We start from the raw sequence: 21,377 nt of genomic DNA on the forward strand, positions 1-21,377 counted from the left end.
TTAAACTAAGGACAGTTCAACCTATTCGATAAAGACGCCCCATGCTGCAAACTCCGCTGACGATACAAAGGCTTTACGACGACAATCGCGAAAGTTTGCAGCTTGGCTGGTTCGCCGGCTTCCCCGGCGGCGAACGCCTGATCTCCGGCGACGTCGCTTCGGCCGCCGACCAGGTGGGCCACCTGAACACCATTCACCCGGGCCGTATCCAGGTCTTCGGGCACCAGGAAATCAACTACTACCAGCGCCTGAAGTCGCTGACGCGCGCGCACGTCATTGGCGAACTGATCGCTGGCGGTCCGCCGGCGCTGATCATCGCCCAGGGCCTGGAAACGCCGCCCGACATTCTCGCGATTTGCGACGAGAAAAATATCCCCTTGTTCTCGACGCCGCTGCCGGCCGCGCAGGTGATCGACTTCCTGCGCGTGTACCTGTCGAAGAAGCTGGCGCAACGCATCATCATGCACGGCGTGTTCATGGACGTGCTGGGCGTGGGCGTGCTGATCACCGGCGATTCCGGCCTCGGCAAGAGCGAGCTGGGCCTGGAGCTGATTTCGCGCTCGCACGGCCTGGTGGCCGACGATGCGGTGGAGTTTTCGCGCATCGCGCCGAACATGATCGAGGGCCGCTGCCCGGCGCTGCTGCAGAATCTGCTGGAAGTGCGCGGGCTGGGCCTGCTGGACATCAAGGCCATCTTCGGCGAGACGGCGGTGCGGCGCAAGATGCGCCTGAAGCTGATCGTGCACCTGGTGCGCCGTGGCGCGTCGGATGAGGAAGTGGAGCGTTTGCCATTCCAGTTCCCGACCGAGGACGTGCTGGGCCTGCCGATCCGCAAGGTGGTGATTCCGGTGGCGGCCGGCCGCAACATCGCGGTGCTGCTGGAAGCCGCCGTGCGCAACACCATCCTGCAACTACGCGGCATCGATACGCTGCAGGAGTTCATGGAGCGCCAGAGACAAGCGATGAGCGGCGACTAACGCGCGATGGTATCATCGTAAGCTATGCGCATCGTCCTCATCACCGGTATCTCCGGCTCCGGCAAATCCGTCGCCCTCAACGTCCTGGAAGACACGGGACATTATTGCGTCGACAACCTGCCGCCCGCCCTGCTCTCCAGCCTCGTCAAGACCTTGACGGACGAAGGGTTGCAGGCGCTCGCTGTCGCGGTTGACGCCCGCAGCGCCGAATCGCTGGCCTCGTTGCCGGTCGACGTGCAGCGCCTGCGCGAGCTCGGCCACGACGTCAAGGTGATGTTCCTGACCGCGAACACGCACTCGCTGGTGGCGCGTTTCTCCGAGACGCGGCGCAGCCATCCGCTGTCGCACGAACTGCGTCCGGGCCAGAATCCGGGCGCGCGCCGCACGCTGATCGAATGCATCATGGAAGAGCGCGAGCGGCTGTCGACGATCGAGCAGCTGGGCCATGTGATCGACACCTCCGAACTGAGCGCCAACAAGCTGCGCGCCTGGGTCAAGGACCTGGTGCTGACCGAGCATGCGCCGCTGACCCTGTTCTTTGAATCGTTCGCTTTCAAGCTGGGCGTGCCGATGGATGCGGATTTCGTGTTCGACGTGCGCGCGCTGCCGAATCCTTATTACGACCTGGCGCTGCGTCCGCTGACGGGCCGCGACGCGCCGGTGATCGACTTCCTCGACGCCCAGCCGAGCGCGGGCGAGATGCTGAACGACATCCGCGGCTTCGTGGAAAAATGGCTGCCATCGTTCAAGACGGATAACCGCAGCTACCTGACGGTGGCGCTAGGCTGCACCGGCGGCCAGCACCGCTCGGTGTACATGGCCGAAAAACTCGCCGCCTACTTCCACGCCACCGAACGCGTCGTTCTCCGCCACCGCGAGCAATAAGGGGGCGCTGCGGAGCGCAGTGAAAACGCATGCTTATTTTGCCAGCGCATGCTTTCACCCCCAAGCGGTGCGCCGCCGCCGGGGTCTGACCCCGTACGGGGTCAGACCCCTCTGTGGCCCTGCGGGGTAGACAGGTGGCGTAGCGGATGCGCATAATCAGGCCATACCGGCTGAAACATCCCCTGCACCATTTCTGTAGTAACTTCTTCCAGCGTGGCCGGCTGCCACTGTGGCGCATTATCCTTGTCGACCACCAGCGCCCGGACACCTTCAATGACCTCGCCGTTTTCAAAATTGCGACGCACCAGCGTGCGCTCCATGCGCAAACAATCGGCGACATCGAGCGCGGCGCCGCGTTTGATCAGTTCGTGGGTAACCGACATCATCAGCGGCGAGCGCGTCGACAGCAGTTGCAGCGTTTTCGCGGCAAAGGCGCTGTCATCAGCTTTCAACGATGCGACGATGGCAGGCACGGAACCAGCGCTGAAATGCCGATCGATGGCGGCGCGGTCGGCAGCCAGCTGGCTGTCACCGGCGTTATGCGTGGCAGCGTAGGCGGCAAGTGCGGACACAAGTTCAGCGCCCGGCGTCGCGGACAGCACAGCATCCAGTGCGGCACGATCCGCCATCGGCGCATAATGATCCGCCAGCCCGGCATACAGCGCATCTGCGGCATTGATCGTCACGCCAGTCACGCCCAGGTAGTAGCCCAACGCCCCCGGCGCGCGCGACAGGAAATAACTGCCGCCCACATCCGGGAACAGGCCGATATTCACCTCCGGCATCGCCATCCTGGTCTTATCCGTGACGATGCGCACGCCGCCCTGCGCTATGCCCATGCCGCCGCCCATCACCACGCCGTCCATCAGCGCGATGTAAGGCTTGGGATAAAAATGGACTAAATGATTTAGCGAATATTCCTCGGTGAAGAAATCCTCCAGCAGCGCGCTGCCGCCCTGCGGCGTCGATCGCCCCACGTCGTGGAAGAAACGGATGTCGCCGCCGGCGCAGAACGCCTTCTCGCTGCTGCTGCGGATCAGCACGGCGGCGACGCTGTCGTCGTCGCGCCAATCGCGCAGCACGCGCGTGATCGCGCGCACCATCTCCAGCGACAGGGAGTTCAAGGCCTTCGGCCGATCGAGCACGATCAAGCCGGTGCCGTTGCTGATACTGGTGTGGATATATTCGCTCATGCGAATATTCTACTTCAGATGCTCCAGCGGATTGGGCACGTCCAGCGAACCGCCCATGCGCGGCTGCCACAGCGCCTTGCCGCGCGGCGGCGGCGCCTTGCCCTCGTGACGGTTGTAAACCATCGTCACCTCGCGGCTGCCCACCGGCTCCTGCTCAAAGCCGGTACGCCTGGCGATGCCGGAAGGATCGGCCGAACTCGCCACGGTGAACGCCACCAGCGTATCCAGGCGCGGATCGTGCACGTCCAGGATGGAGGCGATGAACACCAGCGGCGTCGCCGCAAACACCTGGTAGTGCAAGGCCTTGCCGGCGCGCTCCATCTCGGCCGGCAGCGAGCCATCCTCGGCCATCTGCCCCAGCGCATGCTCAAGCACCTTGCGGCCCCAGTCCAGATAGCGCTTGTCGCCGGTCACGCCGCCCACCGACGTCACCGCCAGACCTTCCCAGTAGTAGTGGTTGTTGCGGCCGCCCTTCTTGGCATCCGAATGCGCCATGGTGGCGTCTGCCAGCGTCCTGAACCAGCCATCGATCACCGTCCGCTGCGCCGGCGTCGCCTGCGCCTGCACACGCGCGTAATTCAGCGCCAGGCCGCCCAGGGTCCACTTGCGCACGTAGTAGGCCTGCTCGCTGGACAGCTTGCCCAGCATGGCCTTCTGTTCACCCCAGCTGGTCAGCCAGGACAGCGCACAGGCGGCGTCGCCGCCGGCGTTGGCATCCTTGGCCACCTGCGCCAGGAAATCCTCGATCGGCTTGGTATTGGCGATATTGCGCGCCCGCAGCACCGGATCGATCACCGAGTGATGGGCATCCGAGTAATAGCTGTTGGCGTCGATGTCGATCCGGGCCGGAGGCGGCGCCTCGCAGGCGGCCATGGCGGAAGCGCCGGCCAGCGCCAGCGAAATCATCAGAGTTAAACGTTTAACCATAAGACCTCAATAAAGGGCGCTCAGGGCGCCCTTAGTTGTTGATGCCAAAACCGCTAATCAGACGGCGGCGGCGGCGGGTTCGTAGCTGTCGGGAATATGCTTGATCGCATCATGCCCGTGCTGTTGCACCTTGTTTTTGTATTTCATGACCTGCCGATCCAGCTTGTCGATCAGCGTATCGATGGCGGCATACAGGTCTTGCGACAGGCTCTCCACGTACACGGTCTTGCCGGACATACGCAGGTTGATTTCAGCCTTTTGACGTTTCTCTTTCTCTTTAAGGTTATCTACGGTCAGGATGACAGCAATATCAATCACTTGATCAAAGTGGCGGGTGACGCGTTCCAGCTTGTTCTGCACGTACTCACGAATAGCCGAGGTCACTTCGAGATGATGTCCACTGATGGTGAGATTCATACACACTCCTAAAGATGATGTCGCTTGACGGTTAGTGCTGCGCCCATTGCCGCCGGGCGCGCAGGAACCACACACTACAAAGACTTGCGGAGGCTGACTGGTGGGATCTTGAGGGCTTCGCGATATTTGGCAACAGTGCGTCGCGCAATCACCATGCCCTGTTCACCCAGCATGTCCGCAATCTTACTGTCGGATAAAGGATTTTTAGGGTCTTCAGCTCCTGTCAATTGCACTATCAAGGCACGTATCGCCGTCGAACTTGCTTCCCCGCCAGCTTCGGTGGCGACATGGCTACCAAAGAAATATTTCAACTCAAACATGCCGTGCGGGGTCAGCATATATTTTTGAGTTGTTACGCGAGAAATGGTGCTCTCGTGTAAACCCAGTGTATCAGCAATTTCGCGAAGCACAAGGGGACGCATGGCGACCGCGCCGTGCGAGAAAAAGTTCTTTTGTCTTTCTACTATCGCCTGTGCCACGCGCAGGATGGTGTCGAAACGCTGGCGCATATTCTTGATCAGCCACTTGGCCTCCTGCAGCTGCGCGCCCATCGCGCCTTCGCCCTTGCCCTGCTTGAGCAGGTTGGCGTACATGGCGTTGACGCGCAGGCGCGGCATGACGTCGTTGTTCAGGCTGACCTGCCAGCCGTTGCGCGATTTTTTCACGATCACGTCCGGCACCACGTAGTCCGACACGTCCGATGCGAAGGCCGCGCCCGGATGCGGATTGCACTGGCGGATCACGGCCTGCGCTTCACGCAGATCTTCGTCGTCGCACAGCAGCGCTTTCTTCAGCTTGTTGAAATCGCGCTGCGCAAACCACGTCAGGTGATTCTCGACGATGGCCAGCGCCATGCGCCGCGTCACCATCGGCACGCAAGGCAAACGCTTGATCTGCAAGGCCAGGCACTCGGCCGCGTTGCGCGCGCCGACACCCATCGGATCGAAGCTTTGCAGCATGCTCAAGGCCGTCTGCAATTCCTCGATCTCGACGTCCAGTTCTTCCGGCAGGCGCGCGTGGATGTCCTCCAGCGATTCTTCCAGATAGCCGTTCTCGTCGAGCGCGTCGATGATCAGTTCGACCAGCGCGCGGTCGCGCATTTCCAGCACCGTCACGCGCATCTGTTCCATCAGATGTTCGCGCAGCGTACAGTGGTGCGCCTCCAGTTGCGGACGCGCGTCTTCATCGTCGGGCGCCTTGCTGCGGCCGGCGTCGCTCCAGTCGACGTCGGCTTCGGCGGTGGTGCTTTCGGTGTCGGCGGCCGGGCCTTCGTAGGCGTCGCCTTCCGGCGCCGGCGCGTCGCCTGGCGGCCCTTCGGGCGGCGCGTCGCCGACCGGCGCCTGTTGGCTGATGGCGCCGTCGGACAGCAGCCGCAGCGAATGGTCGAGCGGATCGTCGAGACGTTCCAGCAGCGGGTTATCGGTCAGCAGCTGTTCGAGTTCCTGGTGCAGCTCCAGCGTCGACAATTGCAGCAGCCGGATCGACTGTTGCAGTTGAGGCGTCAACGCCAGGTGCTGCGACGTGCGCAGTTGCAGAGACTGTTTCATTAGGGGTTACATGCGGAAGTGTTCACCCAGGTAGACACGACGCACCGATTCGTTGGCGATGATGTCGTCCGGACGGCCTGATGCCAGCACCGAGCCCTGGTTGATGATATATGCGCGGTCGCAGATGCCCAGCGTCTCGCGCACATTGTGATCGGTAATGAGGACGCCGATATTGCGTTCCTTGAGGAAGCGCACGATGCGCTGGATCTCAATCACGGCAATCGGGTCGACCCCGGCGAATGGTTCATCGAGCAGCACGAAGCGCGGATTGGTCGCCAGGGCGCGCGCGATCTCCACGCGGCGGCGTTCGCCACCGGAGAGCGACAGCGCCTGGTTCTCGCGCAACTTCTCGATTTGCAAATCGGCCAGCAGGGTATTCAGCCGTTCATCAATTTCAGCCTTGGATAAAGACTTGCCGTTCACCTTCTGAATTTCGAGGACGGCGCGAATATTTTCTTCCACAGTCAGCTTGCGGAACACCGACGCTTCCTGTGGCAGGTACGACAAGCCCATCGCCGCGCGGCGATGGATGGGCAGCGACGAGATATCGGTGCCGCTGATATCGATGCTGCCGGCGTCCGACGGCACCAGGCCGACGATCATGTAGAACGAGGTGGTCTTGCCGGCGCCGTTCGGCCCCAGCAGGCCGACCACTTCGCCGCACTCCACCTGCAACGACACGTCATGCACCACCTGGCGCTTGCCGTAGGTCTTTTGCAGGCCCTTGACGATCAGGGTGCTACCGCAGGATGGTTCCATCTTATTTCCCCGGTACAGGCTGGGTGGCAGGCGCCGGCTGCTTGTTCGACGGCTGGATCACCATCGTGCTCTGGCCGCCGCCGACCTTGCCCTCGCCGCCCGGCGTGTTCTTCACGGCGAAGAACTCCTTGCGGCTGTCGTAGGAAATGAATTCGCCATCGACCTGGCTGGCGACTTTCGGGCCTTCCAGCTTCTTGATCTCGGCCTTGGCGAACAGCTTGACCAGCTCGGTCTTGCCATCGTATTCGATGCGGTCGGCCTTGCCTTCGACCCACTGGTCGCCGGCGCCGTCGAGCTTCTGGCGGAAGGTGGCCTGCACGCCGGGCGCGCTGTTCAGCACCACGTACTGGTAGCCTTCCGGATCTTCGGTCACCACCGCCTTGGGCGACTTCATCAGCAGGGTGCCGCGGGTCAGCACCACGTTGCCGGTGAAGGTCTTGATCTGCTTGACGTCATCGGCGTCCAGCTGGTCGAAGGTGATCTGGGTCGGCTTGCTGGAGTCGGCTTTTTCCGCGTGCGTGACGCCGGCGGCGGCAGCGGCCAGCAGCAGCGTGGCGGCCAGCATCAGTTTGTTGGTCTTGATTCGGTTCATCTCTCTCGTTCCTCAATGTGCCGCGCGCGGCGGCATCGTAATAGTTCCGCGTCCGCCCAGCGTGATCTGGCGGGTGGCGTTGTTCGCCGTCATGCCGGTGCCGGTGGCGGTCGAGCGCCCGGACAGCATCTCCACTGCGGCGTCGGTCTGCATGCGCTCCTCGTCCGGGTACACGGTCAGCGTACTGGTCTTCAGGCGCAGCTCCTGCGCTTGCTTGGTGGCGGGTCGCACCACGTCCACATTACCACTCAGCTTGACGCGCGTATTGCCCTGATCGATATATGCGGTCAGCGCGTGGATATTCATCGGCGGCTGTTCGCTGGTCAGGCTGTGCACGTAAGGCTTGTCGATCAGCGACGAATCATCGGTGGGATGATGGGTCAGCTTGTCGCCGGAAATGATGTAGGCCGGCTGGCCCTTCATGTTCATGCGTACCGTACTGAAGCGCTCAATGATGTAGTCCGGCTCGTCGCGGAAGCGGTCGGCCTGCGCCTTCTGCCCGGCCTGGTCGACCACCTGCACCAGCCAGAAGCTGCCCAGGGCCACGAACACGCCGACCATCATGATCAACGTCAGCTGCCAGCGATGTGCTGTTCTTTTACGCATGACTCGTCCTTGTTAAACCAGGAATTGTGCCATCACGCGCTCGTAGCTGCCTTGCGCGTGCATCAACAGTTCGCACACTTCGCGCACCGCGCCACGGCCGCCGAACGCGACGGTGGTGTGGTGCGCGCGCTCCAGCACTTCCTGGCGGCCGTTCGGCACGGCGACGGCAAAGCCGACGCGCGACAGGATCGGCAGGTCCACCACATCGTCGCCGATGAAGCCGACCTGCTCGGCGGTGAGGCCGGTTTTTTCCAGCAGCGCGTTGAACGGCGTCAGCTTGTCGTGGCCACCCTGGTGCAGGTGGTTGATGCCGAGGTCGGCCGCGCGCTTGATCACCTGCGGCGACTTGCGCGCGCTGATGATGGCGGTGTCGATGCCGGCTTCCTGGATCAGCTTGATACCCAGGCCGTCGTGCACGTTGAAGGTCTTCAGCGCTTCGCCGTCGGCGCCGTAATGCAGACTGCCGTCGGTCAGCACGCCGTCGACGTCGAAGATCATCAGCTTGACGCGCGCGGCGCGCTCCAGATAGGTCATGGCGGTCATCAGATCACCTTGGCGCGGGTCAGGTCATGGATGTGCAGCGCGCCGACCAGCTTGCCGTCGGCGTCGGTCACCAGCATCTGGTTGATGCGGTACTGCTCCATCACGGCCACGGCGTCCACCGCCATTTTTTCCGGCGAGATGCTGCGCGGATTGGCGTGCATCACGTCGCCGATGACGACCTGGGTGAAGTCCTGCACTTTTTCGATCATGCGGCGCAGATCGCCGTCGGTGAACACGCCCAGCGGCTTGTCGTCGGCGTCGACGATGGCGGTCATGCCCATGCCCTTCTGCGTGATTTCCAGCAGCGCCTCGGTCAGCTTGACGTCGGCACGCACCTTCGGCACGGCGTCGCCGCTGCGCATCACGTCCTTGACGTGGGTCAGCAGGCGGCGGCCCAGGGCGCCGCCCGGATGCGAGCGGGCGAAATCTTCTTCCTTGAAGCCGCGCAGGTCCAGCAGCGCCACGGCCAGCGCGTCGCCCAGCGCCAGCGTGACGGTGGTCGAGGTGGTCGGCGCCAGGTTCATCGGGCAGGCTTCCTTGGCCACGGCCACGTTCAGGTGGACGTCGGCGATGGTGGCCAGGCTGGAGCCGGGCTTGCCGGTCATGGCGATGACCTTGCTGCCCATGCGTTTCACGACCGGCAGGATGGTCATCAGCTCCGAGCTTTCGCCGGAATACGAAATGGCGATGAAGGCGTCGTCGCGGGTCACCATGCCGAGGTCGCCGTGCGCGGCTTCGGCCGGGTGCACGAACAGCGCCGGCGTGCCGGTCGAGGCCAGGGTGGCGGCGATCTTGCGGCCGATGTGGCCGGACTTGCCGATGCCCGACACGACCACGCGGCCGGTGCAGTTCAGCAGCAGCGAGATGGCCTGCACCACGCTGTCGTCGTCTTCCAGACGCGCGTTCAGGGCATTGATGGCATCCGCTTCGTTTTGCAGCGTGTCTCGGGCAAGACGCAGTGCCGTTTTTGCATCAAAAGCTTTCAGCATTGTTTTTTCATGGGTTACACTCATGCCCAAGTATAGCCGAATTGAGAAAGCAAAAAACTTGCCAGTCGCAACATAACGCCCTTGGATGCCTGGATAGGCCCACAAACAACAAAACTTTACCTTTACCGGCGATGTTGAAATGACGTTTTCACCTCTGGAATTAACACTGTTGCTGTTGGGAAGCGCCGTGCTTGGCGTGGTGGCTTTCCGCATGATGCACCTGCCGCCGATGCTCGGCTACCTGACGGTCGGCATCCTGATCGGTCCCCACGCGCTGGGCCTGGCCGAGCAGAGCGAAACCACCCACGGCCTGGCCGAGTTCGGCGTGGTGTTCCTGATGTTCTCCATCGGCCTCGAATTTTCCTTGCCCAAATTGAAAGCCATGCGCGGCATCGTGTTCGGGCTGGGCATGGCGCAGGTGGTGCTCACCATCGTCGCCACCATGATCCTGGGCTGGGCCATCGCCACCCAGCTGCCGACCATGCTGCATCTGAGCTGGCAGGCCGCGTTTGCGCTGGGCGGCGCGCTGGCCATGTCCTCCACCGCCATCGTCTCGAAAATGCTGACCGAGCGGCTGGAGCTGGAAAGCGAACATGGCCGCAAGATCATCGGCATCCTGCTGTTCCAGGACCTGGCGGTGGTGCCGCTGCTGATCCTGATCCCGTCGCTGGGCGAGCGCCCGGACGCGCTGATGGAAACGCTGGGCTGGGCCGCGCTGAAGGCGGTGGTGGTGCTGGCCCTGCTGTTCGTGGTCGGCCACAAGGTCACGCGCGGCTGGTTCACCATCGTGGTCAAGCGCCGCTCGCAGGAACTGTTCATGCTGAACCTGCTGCTGGTGACGCTGAGCGCGGCCTGGATCACCGAGCGCGCCGGCCTGTCGCTCGCGCTGGGCGCCTTCGTGGCCGGCATGCTGATTTCCGAAACCGAATACAAGCACCAGGTGGAAGAAGACATCAAACCGTTCCGCGATGTGCTGCTGGGACTGTTCTTCATCACCATCGGCATGCTGCTCAACCTGCGCCTGGTGCTGGAAAACTGGTGGCTGGTGCTGTTGCTGCTGTGCGTGCCGGTGCTGATGAAATTCGCGCTGATCGCCGGCCTGGCCAAGCTGTTCGGCTCGTCGGACGGCGTGTCGATGCGGGTCGGCCTGGCGCTGGCGCAGGCGGGCGAGTTCGGCTTCGTGCTGCTCAACCTGGCGGCCGGGCATAACCTGATGGAATCGTATGTGGTGCAGGTGGTGCTGGCGTCGATGGTGCTGTCGATGCTGGTGGCGCCGTTCATCATCGCGCAGTCGGACAAGATCGTCATGAAGTTCTCCAGCAACGAGTGGATGATGCAGTCGCTGCAGCTGACCAAGATCGCCAGCCGGGCGATGTCCACCAACAAGCACGTGATCGTATGCGGCTTCGGCCGCAGCGGCCAGCGCCTGGCGACCTTGCTGGCCGAGGAGAAGATCGATTATCACGCGCTGGATCTTGATCCGGAACGGGTGCAGGAGGCGCAGACGGCCGGCGCGCATGTGTCGTATGGCGATGCCGGGCGGCGCGAGAGTCTGGTGGCGGCGGGTATTTACCGGGCCAGCGCGGTGGTGATTTCGTATGCCGACACGGCCTCGGCGCTGCGCGTGCTGCGCCAGGTGAACGAGCTGACGCCGGCGCTGCCGGTGATCGTGCGCTCGCATGATGATACGGATCTGGATCAGCTGAAGGCAGCCGGTGCGGCCGAGGTGGTGCCGGAGATTATGGAGGGCAGCCTGATGCTGGCCTCGCATGCGCTGGTGATGCTGGGCGTGCCGCTGCGGCGCGTGGTGCACCGGGTGCAGGCGGCGCGTGAGGAGCGGTATGCGTCGCTGCGCGGGTATTTCCCCGGGATTACCGATGCGGACGAGGAGACCGATCCGGAGAGGTTGCATACGGTGACGCTGACGGGCAGCGCCAGCAGTGTCGGGCGGACGCTGGGGTCGGTGGATGTGGCGGGGTGCGGAGCGGAAGTGGCCAGCATCCGGCGCGGCAAGGGTGGGTTGGAAGTGGCGCCGGAAACTGTGCTGCAAGCCGGCGATGTGGTGGTGCTGCGCGGCGAAGCCGACGCAGTCAACCGCGCGGAGCAACGCCTTTTACGCTGAACCCCGCAGGGCCAGAAAGGGGTCTGACCCCTGCGGGGTCAGACCCCGACGGCGGCGCGCCGCTTGGGGGTGACAGCATGCTATCGGGTCGGCGCTGGCGTCGCGTCTTTTTCACGCGACTTACCCCGTCATGCTATCGCGTCGGCGCCGGCTTCGCGTTAATTTTCACGCGGAATAAGCCATAGGCTTTTTCACGCAAGTCTTTGCCGCCATGGAAGCCGGCCTGGCGGTGCAGCTGGTTGGCGGTGAAGTACAAATAGCCATCCGGACCGATCGATAGCGTATCCGGCCACAGCAACCGGCCATCGCTGGCCAGCGTGCTCCAGCTGCCGTCCGGCGCGCGCTTGCGGATGCTGTTGTGCTCGTAGTCGCTGGCGTACACCGCGCCATCGGCGTCCGCCTCCAGACCATCCGATGCGCCCTTCTCGCCCAGGTCTTTCACCGCCGCCGCCAGTTGCTGCTCGCTGACGGCCGGATCGCGCAGCAGGCGCGTCGGCACGGAATACAGGTGGCGGCTGGACAGCGGACTGTAATACAAGGTGGCGCCATCGGCCGACAAGGCGATGCCGTCGGACGCCACGGTGAATGCTTGCGTGCTGCCATCGGCATTGCGCACCTTCATGTTTTCCCCCTCCACGATCGGCGCGAAGGCCGGATCGGCCGAGGTCGACGCATGGCCGCTCAGGCGCCGCAGCGCCGCGCCACTGGCCAGGTCCAGCACGATGATCGCGCCCGGCCCGCTCAACGACGAATCGGTCACATACGCGGTGCCGGTACGGAAATCGAAACGCACGTCGTTGACATAGGTGGTCGGCAGGATCACGTTGGAGGGAAACACCACCGTCTGCGCCACCTTGTCGGTCTTCAGATCGACGGCAACCAATTTCGGGCCGCCCGCCTTCGGCGCGGCAAAGCCCGGCGCGGCCGTATCCAGCACCCACAGCTTGCCCTGGCCGTCGGCCACCACGCTCTGCACGCTGGAGAAATCGCGGTTGGCGGCGGCGCTCGGATAAGCAACCACGCGGCCATCGCGGATCTCGCCGACGCCGAACGGCACGTCATCGCCCCACTGCGGGAAATTCACGAAGATGCGGCCGGTCTCGGAGACGCTGACACCGGTCGGCATGGCGCCGGTGAAGACAAACACGCGCTCGGCCTGGCCGACAGGACGTTCCTGCGGCACCGGCTCGGCGGCTTGGACATGGAGGGAAAAAGCCAGCGCCAGGGCGGCGGCGATACGCAGGGTTTTCATGGCAGCCTTTCAAAGAGAATGAAGTTGCAGCCATGTTATTCCAGCATCAACGCAGATAAATCCCCTTAATCAGCTAACTCTTTCAATGAAATCGCGAAAATCATTCAGCCCGATAGCTGATGACGCGGTTGCGGCCATTTTCCTTGGCGTCGTACAGCAGGCCGTCGGCGCGCTCGATCAGGTTGCGGGCGATGGCTTCCGGATCGCCCTCCGCCATGCCCACCTCGAGGCAGGCCACGCCGATCGACACGGTCACCGACAGCTGCAGCTCCGGCGACAGCGTAATCATGCTGCCGGCCACGCTGGCGCGGATACGCTCGGCCACGAAGGCCGCGCTTTCCAGGTTGGCGTCGATCAGCAGCACCACGAATTCCTCGCCGCCGAAGCGCGCCAGCGCGTCCGAGGTGCGCAGCTCGTTCTTGATGCGCGCCGCCACCTCGCGCAGCACCTCGTCGCCGCCGCCGTGGCCGACGGTGTCGTTGACGCGCTTGAAGTGGTCGATGTCGATGTACATGAAGGAAATCGGATACTGCTGGCGGCGCGCCCGCGCAATCTCTTCCAGCAGGCGGCGGTCGATGTAGCGGCGGTTGTAGACGCCGGTCAGCGAATCGGTCAGGCCGATGTACTTCAGCATCTCGTTGCTGATGACGTTTTCCAGGCAGATGGCGATGATGGACGCCATGTGCTCGATGAAATCGGTGCCCAGGCTCGGCGTGAAACGGGTCGGATCGCAGCTGCCCAGATTCAGGCTGCCGATGATGCGCTTGTTGCGCAGCAGCGGCACCACCGCCACGCTTTGCAGGCCGGCCGGCGCGTGGGGGAAGGTGGACGCATGGCGCAGCCGGTCATACATGCCCAGCAGCGGCTTGGGCGTCGGCGCATAGGCGGTGCGGCGCGCCAGGTCCAGGCCCAGCTCGTCCAGCGTTTCAACAAAAATCAGGTCGGGGAAATCTTCGAACACCACATCCAGCTTCAGCATCACGGTGCGGATGTCGGCGTCTTCGTCGATCAGCGTCAGCGTCACGCTGTCGAGCTCGGAGATGACGGGCAGCACGCGGAAGATGGTGCCCACCAGTTCAGGGAAATTGCCGGCGCCGACGATTTCCAGGTCGAAGGCCTGGTGGCGCGTCATGATCGAGTGGTTGCGTTCGGCCTGCTCCAGCAGATAGGCCATGCGCGCGCGCAAAGCCCGGTTCTCGGCCGCCAGATCATGCGCAGCGTCGGCGTGATCGGTGTCTGGCGGTAGTTTCCCGGTTGCGGTGTGCGTCATCATTGGCCTTTCTTGCGTACCCCTCACCTTACGCCAAGTTGCGGCGCTTGGGAATGCCCCGAGGTATCAAAATGCCAAGGTAACTTCAATTTCTTGTCCTACGCGCACACGCTGGTCGTCGCCGGCAATCAAAATCGCATTCATGCCAAAGCACAGCGCGCCTTCCAGTTCCGGCTTGGCGCGGTAGCTTTGCATGATGTCCATCGGATCGGGACCGAACTCGCCGGTGGCCTGGTCGACCGACGGCATCGGGCAGCGCGGGCATGGCTTGACCGGCTTCAGCACCACCTCGCCGATCTGGTAGCTTTCCGCATAGTCTTCCTCGAAGGCTTCGATGCCGTCGATGACGAGGTTGGGACGGAAGCGGTTCATCGGCAGCGCCTGGCGGCCGGCGGCCACCAGTTTCTGGTTCAGGTCGTCCAGCGAGGCGCTGCCGGCCACCAGGATCGGATAGCCGTCGGAGAACATGGTGGTGGCCTGCACGCCGTCGGTCCACTTGGTGCTGACCGGGCGTTCGGCATTGGCGTGAAAGCGCACCAGCCGGCACGGCGCGCCGACCGCGTTGCTGATCCATTCGGCGGTGAGCGCGTCGCAGTCGTAGGCCTGGACCGTGTCGTCCCACAACCGCACGTTCAGCGATGGAGCGCTGGCCGGGTCCGGCAGACCCAGCGGAATTTCCAGGCGCAGCATGCCGGGCGCCTGCAGTTCCAGCGTGGTGGCCTTGATCGTGGGCTTGATCAGCGCCATGCGCGGATGTTCGCGCTGGGTCAGGCAGTTGCCGTTACCGTCCACCACCATCCATTCGCGATCGTAAATCTGCTCGGTCATCAGGCCCAGCGGGGTCAGCGTGACTTCGTCCAGCGAGATGCCGGCGCAGGATTTGATCGGGTACAGCGTAATGGCGGACAGTACTGGCATCGGCTTACTCTTCGGTTGGCGTGGCGGCGGCTTTGGGCGGACGTGGCGCGCGCGGGGCGGCTGGCTTGCGCGCCGGCTTGTCGGCGGCGGCAGGCTTGGCCTTCGGCCTGGCTTTGGCCGGCTTGTCGGCGGCGGCTTCCGGCGCGGCGTCAACCGGGGCGGCGACCGGCGCCGCCACCGCGACGACCACGTCATCGGCCTGCGGCTTGGCGTTCTGCTTGCCGCCGTTGGCGCGGCCGTTCGGCTTGCGGGCGTTTTGCTTGCCGCCGTTCTGCTTGCCGGCCGGACGTTGTGCCGGTGCGGCTTCGGCAGCCACGGGTTCCGGCGTCGGCGCAGGGGCCGGCGCGGCTTCCTGCACCACGGCTGGCGCCTCGACGTCGGTCGACGCATTGCCCTTCTTGGCAGCGGTTTTCACCTTGCGTGCAGGCGGTTTGGCGCCATTCTTTTTCTTGGCTGGCGCCGCGTTCTCCAACACCACGGGCGCCGGCTCGACCGGCGCCACGACTTCCGGCGCGGCCACCACTTCAACCACCTCGCTGGCAGGCGCATCCGCTTGCGGCTGGCCGCCGCGCTGTGGCTGGCCCTGACGCAGCGCCTGGCGCTCGGCAAAGCGTTCGGCGGCGGTACGGCCGCGATTGCGGCTGCGGCGCGATTCCTGCTGGCCGCCTTCGGCTGGCGCTGCGGCTGGCGCCGCGCCTTCCGCGTTCGGCGGCGCTTCGGCGGCGGCCTGCGGCACGCCGTTACCGCGATAAACGTAGGCGCCGGATTTTTCGTCACGGCCGAACTCCAGGTAGCCGCGCGCCTTGCATTCCTCGATCAGATTGCCGAAGGTGCGGAAACCATAGTAGGACTCGCTGAAATCCGGCTTGCGGCGCTTGATCGCCTCCTTCAGCACGGACGCCCATATCTTGCCGCTGTCGCCGCGCTCCAGCACCAGCGCCTCGAAGGTATTGACGGCGATTTCCACGGCCTGGTTGCGGCGTTTTTCCATCTCGTCGCGGCGGGCGCGTTCCTCTTCCGGCGTGCGCTTGACCTGCGGCTTGCTGTCGGTGGCGCCGCTGCTTTCGCGCTTGGCGCGGCGGCTCTCGCGCACCAGGTCGTCGTAGAAGATGAATTCATCGCAGTTGGCCACCAGCAGGTCCGAGGTGGACTGCTTGACGCCGACGCCGATCACCTTCTTGGCGTTCTCGCGCAGCTTCGACACCAGCGGCGAAAAATCGGAATCGCCGGAAATGATGACGAAGGTATCGACGTGCGACTTGGTGTAGCACAAGTCCAGCGCATCGACCACCATGCGGATGTCAGCCGAGTTCTTGCCGGACTGGCGCACGTGCGGAATTTCGATCAGCTCGAAGTTCGCCTCGTGCATGGGCGCCTTGAAGCCCTTGTAGCGGTCCCAGTCGCAATAGGCTTTCTTGACCACGATGCTGCCTTTGAGCAGCAAGCGCTCCAGCACCGGCTTGATGTCGAACTTGTCGTAGTTAGCGTCGCGCACGCCGAGCGCCACGTTCTCAAAATCGCAGAACAGCGCCATGCTGACGTTTTCGTTGGAAGATGCCATGAAAAGTATTTTCTTGTATAGGAGTGAGGGGGGCGGGAGGCAAACGCGGCGGTCCAGCGATCCGGCAATCCGACGATTATACCCAACAACGGTGCGCGCACGGCTATCGGCACAGCTTGCGTTGCGCGGCGGTGCACAGGCGCACCGCTTACTGGACCAGGGTAATGACCAGTTGGGACAGGCTATTGGATTGCTTCAGCATGGCGCTGGCGCTCTGCGTGAGCATTTGATCTTGGGTCGCGTTGGCCGCCTCGGTGGCGAAATCGGTATCGACGATGCGCCCCCGCGCCGCCTCCGTGTTGTTGCGGACATTGGCGAGGTTGCGGAAGACGCTGTTGAGGCGATTGCTGGTAGCGCCCAATTGCGCGCGCAGCGCGCCCACATCGTCCGCCGCCTCGGCGATCTTGCCGATCAGCGCATTGGCGGACTCGGCCGAGGTCAATTCGGTGCCGGGGCCGTCGACCGGAAAGCCGGACAGGCTTTCGTCGTCGATCGCGTAATACAGCGAACCATTCAGCCGTCCCAGGAACGGACGGAAATCGATATTGATGGTTTCCTTCGCGGATGCGCCGGTCTGGAAGGTGATCGCGCTATCCCCCAGTGTGCCCGGGCCGTCGGGACCGGACGGCGCAACGATGTATCGCATCAGGTATTTGCCCGCGTACACCCCCTCGTTAATGATCTGATCGATCTGCTTGCTTTGCGTGACATACTCGGCATGTAGCGCATCCCGATCTGCCTGGGTGCTGGAACCGTCCGCCGCCTGCACCGCCAGCTCTCCCAAGCGCGTCAGTAAATTGCTGACCTCATCGAGCATGCCGTCCGCGGTCTGCAACATGGAAATACCGTTTTGGGTGTTGCGCATGGCGACCGCCATCCCGCTCGATTGGGCCGAGAGCCGGGTCGCCAATTGCAGACCGGCGGCATCGTCCATGGCGGAGTTGACGCGGTAGCCGGTGCTCAGGCGCGTTTGCGAGGTGGCCAGGGTACTACTGGCGCGACGTAGCGCATTTTGACTGGACAACGATGCGAGGCTGGTACGAAGACTAAGCATTTCAAGCAATCATTCTTTACGAAAATGTTTCTATATTACATAGAGGCGACACCAATTGTAAGGAGATTAAGGATACCGCTGGTTTTTTTCTCAAAACATCCGCTGCAACAAAAAAGCCCCGCATTGCGGGGCCTCCTTGCACTGCCGCTCGGGAGCGCTTAGACGTTGAACAGGAAATTCAGCACGTCGCCGTCTTTGACGACATATTCCTTGCCCTCGGCGCGCATCTTGCCGGCTTCCTTCGCGCCGCCCTCGCCCTTGTACTGGATGTAGTCGTCGTAGGCGATGGTTTGCGCGCGGATGAAGCCGCGTTCGAAGTCGGTGTGGATCACGCCGGCCGCCTGCGGGGCGGTGTCGCCGATGTGGATGGTCCAGGCGCGCACTTCCTTCACGCCGGCAGTGAAGTAGGTTTGCAGGCCCAGCAGCTTGTAGGCGGCGCGGATCAGACGGTCCAGGCCTGGCTCTTCCATGCCCATGTCGGCCAGGAAGGCGCTCTTGTCGGCGTCGTCCAGGTCAGCGATTTCCGCTTCGATCGAGGCGCAGATGGCGACAATCGGCGCGTTCTGGGTGGCGGCGTAGGCGGTCAGCTGGTCCAGCAGCGGGTTGTTGGTGAAGCCGGAGTCCGACACGTTGGCCACGTACATGGCCGGCTTGGCGGTGATCAGGCACAGCGGCTTGATCAGGGCCAGCTCGTCGGCGTCCAGGCCCATGGCGCGCACCGGCTTGGCTTCGTTCAGGTGCGGCACGATGCGTTCCATGATGGCCAGCAGCTTGGCGGCGTCCTTGTCGCCCGAACGGGCTTTCTTGTTTTCGCGGTGGATGGCTTTTTCCACGGTGCCCAGGTCGGCCAGCGCCAGCTCGGTCTGGATCACTTCGATGTCGTCCAGCGGGCTGACCTTGCCGGCCACGTGGATCACGTTGTCGTCTTCGAAGCAGCGCACCACGTTGACGATGGCGTCGGTTTCGCGGATGTGCGACAGGAACTGGTTGCCCAGGCCCTCGCCCTGCGACGCGCCGGCCACCAGGCCGGCGATGTCGACGAATTCGACGATGGCGTTGACCATGCGCTCAGGCTTGACGATGTCGGACAGCGCGGCCATGCGCGGGTCCGGCACTTCGACCACGCCGACGTTCGGCTCGATGGTGCAGAACGGATAGTTCTCGGCCGGGATGCCGGCCTTGGTCAGGGCGTTGAACAGGGTGGACTTGCCGACGTTAGGCAAGCCGACGATGCCGCATTGGAGACTCATGAAAAACCTTTAAATTATCAATATGGCCGGCAAGCGGCTGGTGAAAACGGCCCACAGGCAGCGTTTTTGGATATTCTTGCTGTTCTAGCTGATTACAGCGTTCAAGGGTCCATTGTACCTCCCTTGCCCCCACTCTTCAAAAAACAGGAGCCCGCATGACGATGCGCGACGCCGGACGAGACCAGTTCCGCCACTTTCAGGCCATTCCGACCCGCTGGATGGACAACGATATCTATGGCCACGTGAACAACGTTGTCTATTACTCATATTTTGATACGGCGGTGAACCAGTTCCTGATCGAGGCGGGCGTGCTGGACATTCACCAGGGCGAAGTGGTGGGCTTCGTGGTGGACAGCGGCTGCTCCTACTTCAGCCCGATCGCCTTTCCGGACCTGGTGCACGCCGGCATCCGCGTCGCCAAGCTGGGCAATTCCAGCGTCCGCTACGAAGTCGCCCTCTACCGCAACGACGACGCCCTGCCCGCCGCCGCCGGCCACTTCGTCCATGTCTACGTCGACCGCGTCAGCAATCGTGCTGTCCCAGTGCCACCCGCCGTGCGCGAAGTGCTGAATACGCTGGCTGTTCTTGGCTGACTTGTTTGATGCTAGACTCATTCGTCGTCGCACTCAAATAATTCATCTTCATCAGGAAAGCCCCATGCCATTTTCTCGTTGCCGCGCGCCGCTGCGTACCTCCGTTCTGATTGCCAGCCTGATGCTGGCTGGTGCTTATACTTTGCCGGTGCAGGCGACGCCGGCGGTGGCGGCGGTCAAGACCAACCAGGCGCAGAAGCAGTTGGCGAAGATCGCGGCGGCCTTCCATACCGCGCGCTGCAAGTTCGATCCACTGCTGTTTGCCACCGCAAACGGCGACAGCCGCTACGACGATCAGCTCGGCCTGGCGATTTCGCCCAAGGTGCGCGCGGCGCAATTCACGCTGTACCGCGGCATGCAGAAGCAGTTGATGGCGGTGCGCCGCGACCAGCTCGGCGCGCAGGAGCAGCTGACCTACGATCTGCTCACCTATGAGCTGAACAACGCGATGCAGCTGGAGTCCTTCCCCGACCATCTGCTGCCGCTGAACCAGTTCGACAACGTCCCCAGCACGCTGGCCAACTACGCCGGCGGCACCGGTTCGCAGCCGCTGGAAACGGTCAAGCAATACCAGGCTTACCTGAGCCGCCTGAACCAGCTGCCCGGCTGGATCGACCAGGCCATCGCCAACATGAAGGAAGGCATCCGCACCGGCGTCGTGCAGCCGAAGGCGATCACCGTCGCCATGCTGCCGCAGTTACAGAACCTGCGCGCCGCCACGCCGGAAGCCAGCGTCTACTATTCGCCGGTGACGCGCTTCCCGGCCTCGTTCTTGGACGCCGAGAAAAAACAACTGACCGCCGCCTACCTGAAAACGGTGGACAGCAAGATCGCACCGGCGCTGACCCGCCTGGTCGACTTCCTCGAACACCAGTACCTGCCGGCCAGCCGCGCCAGCACCGGCTGGAGTTCGCTGCCGAACGGCATGGCCTGGTACGCGGCCCACATCAAGGACAGCACCAATCTGCCGCTGACGCCGGACGAAGTCCACGCGCTGGGCCTGAAGGAAGTGGCGCGCATCCAGCAGCAGCTGACCGTGCTCGGTCCCAAGCTGGGCTACGACGGCCCGGAGAAGCAGCTGCCACAATGGGTCGGCGCGCAAACCAAATTCGACATCTTCACCACCGACGAACAGGTGCTGGACGCCTACCGCACCATCTACGCGCAAGTGCAGGCCAAGCTGCCAACCTATTTCAGCCTGATCCCGAAAGCGAAGCTGGAACTGCATCTGGAGCCGGAACTGACACGCGCCACCGCCTCCGACCACTACACGCCGCCGGCCGCCAACGGTTCGCATCCCGGCGTGTTCTGGCCGGTGGTGAACGACCCGAAGAAATACAGCCGCGTCGACATGGTCAGCCTGTTCCTGCACGAAGGCGTGCCGGGCCACCACTTGCACGCGGCGCTGCTGAAGGAACTGGACCTGCCGGACTTCCGCAAGTTCAGCACCGAGAATCCGAACAGCGCGGCGTACACCGAAGGCTGGGCGCTGTATTGCGAAACGCTGGGCCGCGAGATGGGCCTGTACGACGATCCGGTCGCCTATTACGGCCATCTGAACGCGGAGATGCTGCGCGCGGCGCGCCTGGTGGTCGATACCGGCATGCACGCCAAGGGCTGGTCGCGCGAGCAAGCCATCGCCTATCTGGTCGATACGCTGGGCTGGAGCGAGCCGCGCGCGCGCAACCAGATCGAGCGCTACATGGTGTGGCCGGCGCAGGCGTTGAGCTACAAGATCGGTTCGCTCAAAATCCTGGAACTGCGCGCCCGCGCGCAGATGGCCTTGGGCGACAAATTCAGTTATCAGAAATTCCATGAAGTGGTGATTGGCGACGGCACCCTGCCGCTGCCGATCCTGGAGCAGCGTGTCGACCGCTGGATCGCAAGCACAAAATGAGCTGATGCGTATTGACGGTTTGGAT

General features: G+C 63.3%; 20 protein-coding genes. 5 read left to right on the forward strand and 15 right to left on the reverse strand.

Going from position 1 to position 21,377, the window contains the following annotated elements; translation table 11 throughout:
- Positions 1 to 41: 41 nt before the first annotated feature.
- Together hprK and rapZ are read left to right on the forward strand one after the other, a co-directional pair.
- Positions 42 to 977, forward strand: a complete 936-nt coding sequence (gene hprK, locus GJ695_RS09005; RefSeq protein ID WP_154360307.1) for an HPr(Ser) kinase/phosphatase — start codon at positions 42 to 44, stop codon at positions 975 to 977.
- Positions 978 to 1,001: 24 nt separating this feature from the next.
- Positions 1,002 to 1,862: an RNase adapter RapZ gene (gene rapZ, locus GJ695_RS09010; protein ID WP_154363979.1), complete on the forward strand. Its 861-nt coding sequence runs from the start codon at positions 1,002 to 1,004 to the stop codon at positions 1,860 to 1,862.
- Between the two features lie 101 nt (positions 1,863 to 1,963).
- Here the strand turns inward: rapZ and GJ695_RS09015 are convergent, their stop codons facing one another.
- From GJ695_RS09015 to GJ695_RS09055, 9 genes are all read right to left on the reverse strand, one after another.
- The gene (locus tag GJ695_RS09015; RefSeq protein WP_154363980.1) at positions 1,964 to 3,055 is read right to left on the reverse strand and encodes an enoyl-CoA hydratase/isomerase family protein; all 1,092 of its coding nucleotides are present in this window, start codon (positions 3,053 to 3,055) and stop codon (positions 1,964 to 1,966) included.
- A gap of 9 nt (positions 3,056 to 3,064) precedes the next feature.
- On the reverse strand, positions 3,065 to 3,982 hold the full coding sequence (locus GJ695_RS09020; protein WP_154363981.1) for an alginate lyase family protein: 918 nt from the start codon (positions 3,980 to 3,982) through the stop codon (positions 3,065 to 3,067).
- A gap of 57 nt (positions 3,983 to 4,039) precedes the next feature.
- Positions 4,040 to 4,399, reverse strand: coding sequence for a ribosome hibernation-promoting factor, HPF/YfiA family (gene hpf / locus GJ695_RS09025; protein WP_154360311.1), 360 nt, complete (start codon positions 4,397 to 4,399; stop codon positions 4,040 to 4,042).
- 74 nt (positions 4,400 to 4,473) lie between these two features.
- Positions 4,474 to 5,946 carry an RNA polymerase factor sigma-54 gene (locus GJ695_RS09030; RefSeq protein WP_154363982.1) on the reverse strand — a complete coding sequence of 491 codons (1,473 nt, stop codon included), beginning with the start codon at positions 5,944 to 5,946 and terminating at the stop codon, positions 4,474 to 4,476.
- A 6-nt stretch (positions 5,947 to 5,952) separates the two neighbouring features.
- Complete coding sequence (lptB, locus tag GJ695_RS09035) at positions 5,953 to 6,705, reverse strand: LPS export ABC transporter ATP-binding protein (RefSeq protein WP_154360313.1); 753 nt, start codon at positions 6,703 to 6,705, stop codon at positions 5,953 to 5,955.
- 1 nt (position 6,706) lies between these two features.
- Positions 6,707 to 7,297: a lipopolysaccharide transport periplasmic protein LptA gene (gene lptA / locus GJ695_RS09040; protein WP_154363983.1), complete on the reverse strand. Its 591-nt coding sequence runs from the start codon at positions 7,295 to 7,297 to the stop codon at positions 6,707 to 6,709.
- Between the two features lie 12 nt (positions 7,298 to 7,309).
- Positions 7,310 to 7,903 (reverse strand): LPS export ABC transporter periplasmic protein LptC, encoded by a 594-nt coding sequence (gene lptC / locus GJ695_RS09045; RefSeq protein WP_154363984.1) that lies wholly within the window; start codon positions 7,901 to 7,903, stop codon positions 7,310 to 7,312.
- Positions 7,904 to 7,915: 12 nt separating this feature from the next.
- Entirely contained in the window at positions 7,916 to 8,446 is a 531-nt protein-coding gene (locus tag GJ695_RS09050; RefSeq protein WP_154363985.1) for a KdsC family phosphatase, read from the reverse strand.
- A complete protein-coding gene (locus GJ695_RS09055) occupies positions 8,446 to 9,435 on the reverse strand; it encodes a KpsF/GutQ family sugar-phosphate isomerase (RefSeq protein WP_154360317.1) in 990 nt (329 codons plus the stop codon). Before GJ695_RS09055 ends, GJ695_RS09050 begins: the two co-directional genes overlap by 1 nt.
- A 139-nt stretch (positions 9,436 to 9,574) precedes the next feature.
- Between GJ695_RS09055 and GJ695_RS09060 the strand changes: the two genes are divergently transcribed.
- Entirely contained in the window at positions 9,575 to 11,557 is a 1,983-nt protein-coding gene (locus GJ695_RS09060; RefSeq protein WP_154363987.1) for a monovalent cation:proton antiporter family protein, read from the forward strand.
- Positions 11,558 to 11,690: 133 nt separating this feature from the next.
- On the opposite strand, the gene GJ695_RS09065 is transcribed toward GJ695_RS09060, so the two are convergent.
- From GJ695_RS09065 to ychF, 6 genes are all read right to left on the reverse strand, one after another.
- Positions 11,691 to 12,809 (reverse strand): L-dopachrome tautomerase-related protein, encoded by a 1,119-nt coding sequence (locus GJ695_RS09065; RefSeq protein ID WP_154363989.1) that lies wholly within the window; start codon positions 12,807 to 12,809, stop codon positions 11,691 to 11,693.
- Positions 12,810 to 12,909: 100 nt separating this feature from the next.
- Entirely contained in the window at positions 12,910 to 14,079 is a 1,170-nt protein-coding gene (locus GJ695_RS09070; RefSeq protein WP_154364198.1) for a GGDEF domain-containing protein, read from the reverse strand.
- Between the two features lie 66 nt (positions 14,080 to 14,145).
- Positions 14,146 to 14,997: an MOSC domain-containing protein gene (locus GJ695_RS09075; RefSeq protein ID WP_154363991.1), complete on the reverse strand. Its 852-nt coding sequence runs from the start codon at positions 14,995 to 14,997 to the stop codon at positions 14,146 to 14,148.
- Between the two features lie 4 nt (positions 14,998 to 15,001).
- The gene (locus GJ695_RS09080) at positions 15,002 to 16,558 is read right to left on the reverse strand and encodes an NYN domain-containing protein (protein ID WP_154363993.1); all 1,557 of its coding nucleotides are present in this window, start codon (positions 16,556 to 16,558) and stop codon (positions 15,002 to 15,004) included.
- Between the two features lie 148 nt (positions 16,559 to 16,706).
- The gene (locus tag GJ695_RS09085) at positions 16,707 to 17,612 is read right to left on the reverse strand and encodes a flagellin N-terminal helical domain-containing protein (RefSeq protein WP_154363995.1); all 906 of its coding nucleotides are present in this window, start codon (positions 17,610 to 17,612) and stop codon (positions 16,707 to 16,709) included.
- 158 nt (positions 17,613 to 17,770) lie between these two features.
- The gene (gene ychF, locus GJ695_RS09090) at positions 17,771 to 18,862 is read right to left on the reverse strand and encodes a redox-regulated ATPase YchF (RefSeq protein ID WP_154363998.1); all 1,092 of its coding nucleotides are present in this window, start codon (positions 18,860 to 18,862) and stop codon (positions 17,771 to 17,773) included.
- Between the two features lie 161 nt (positions 18,863 to 19,023).
- Between ychF and GJ695_RS09095 the strand changes: the two genes are divergently transcribed.
- Both GJ695_RS09095 and GJ695_RS09100 read left to right on the forward strand, forming a co-directional pair.
- On the forward strand, positions 19,024 to 19,455 hold the full coding sequence (locus GJ695_RS09095; protein ID WP_308492540.1) for an acyl-CoA thioesterase: 432 nt from the start codon (positions 19,024 to 19,026) through the stop codon (positions 19,453 to 19,455).
- 64 nt (positions 19,456 to 19,519) lie between these two features.
- Positions 19,520 to 21,352 (forward strand): DUF885 domain-containing protein, encoded by a 1,833-nt coding sequence (locus tag GJ695_RS09100; RefSeq protein WP_154364002.1) that lies wholly within the window; start codon positions 19,520 to 19,522, stop codon positions 21,350 to 21,352.
- Positions 21,353 to 21,377 lie beyond the last annotated feature (25 nt).

It is taken from the genome of Duganella alba (genome assembly GCF_009674495.1).
Taxonomy (GTDB): Bacteria; Pseudomonadota; Gammaproteobacteria; order Burkholderiales; family Burkholderiaceae_D; genus Rugamonas; species Rugamonas alba.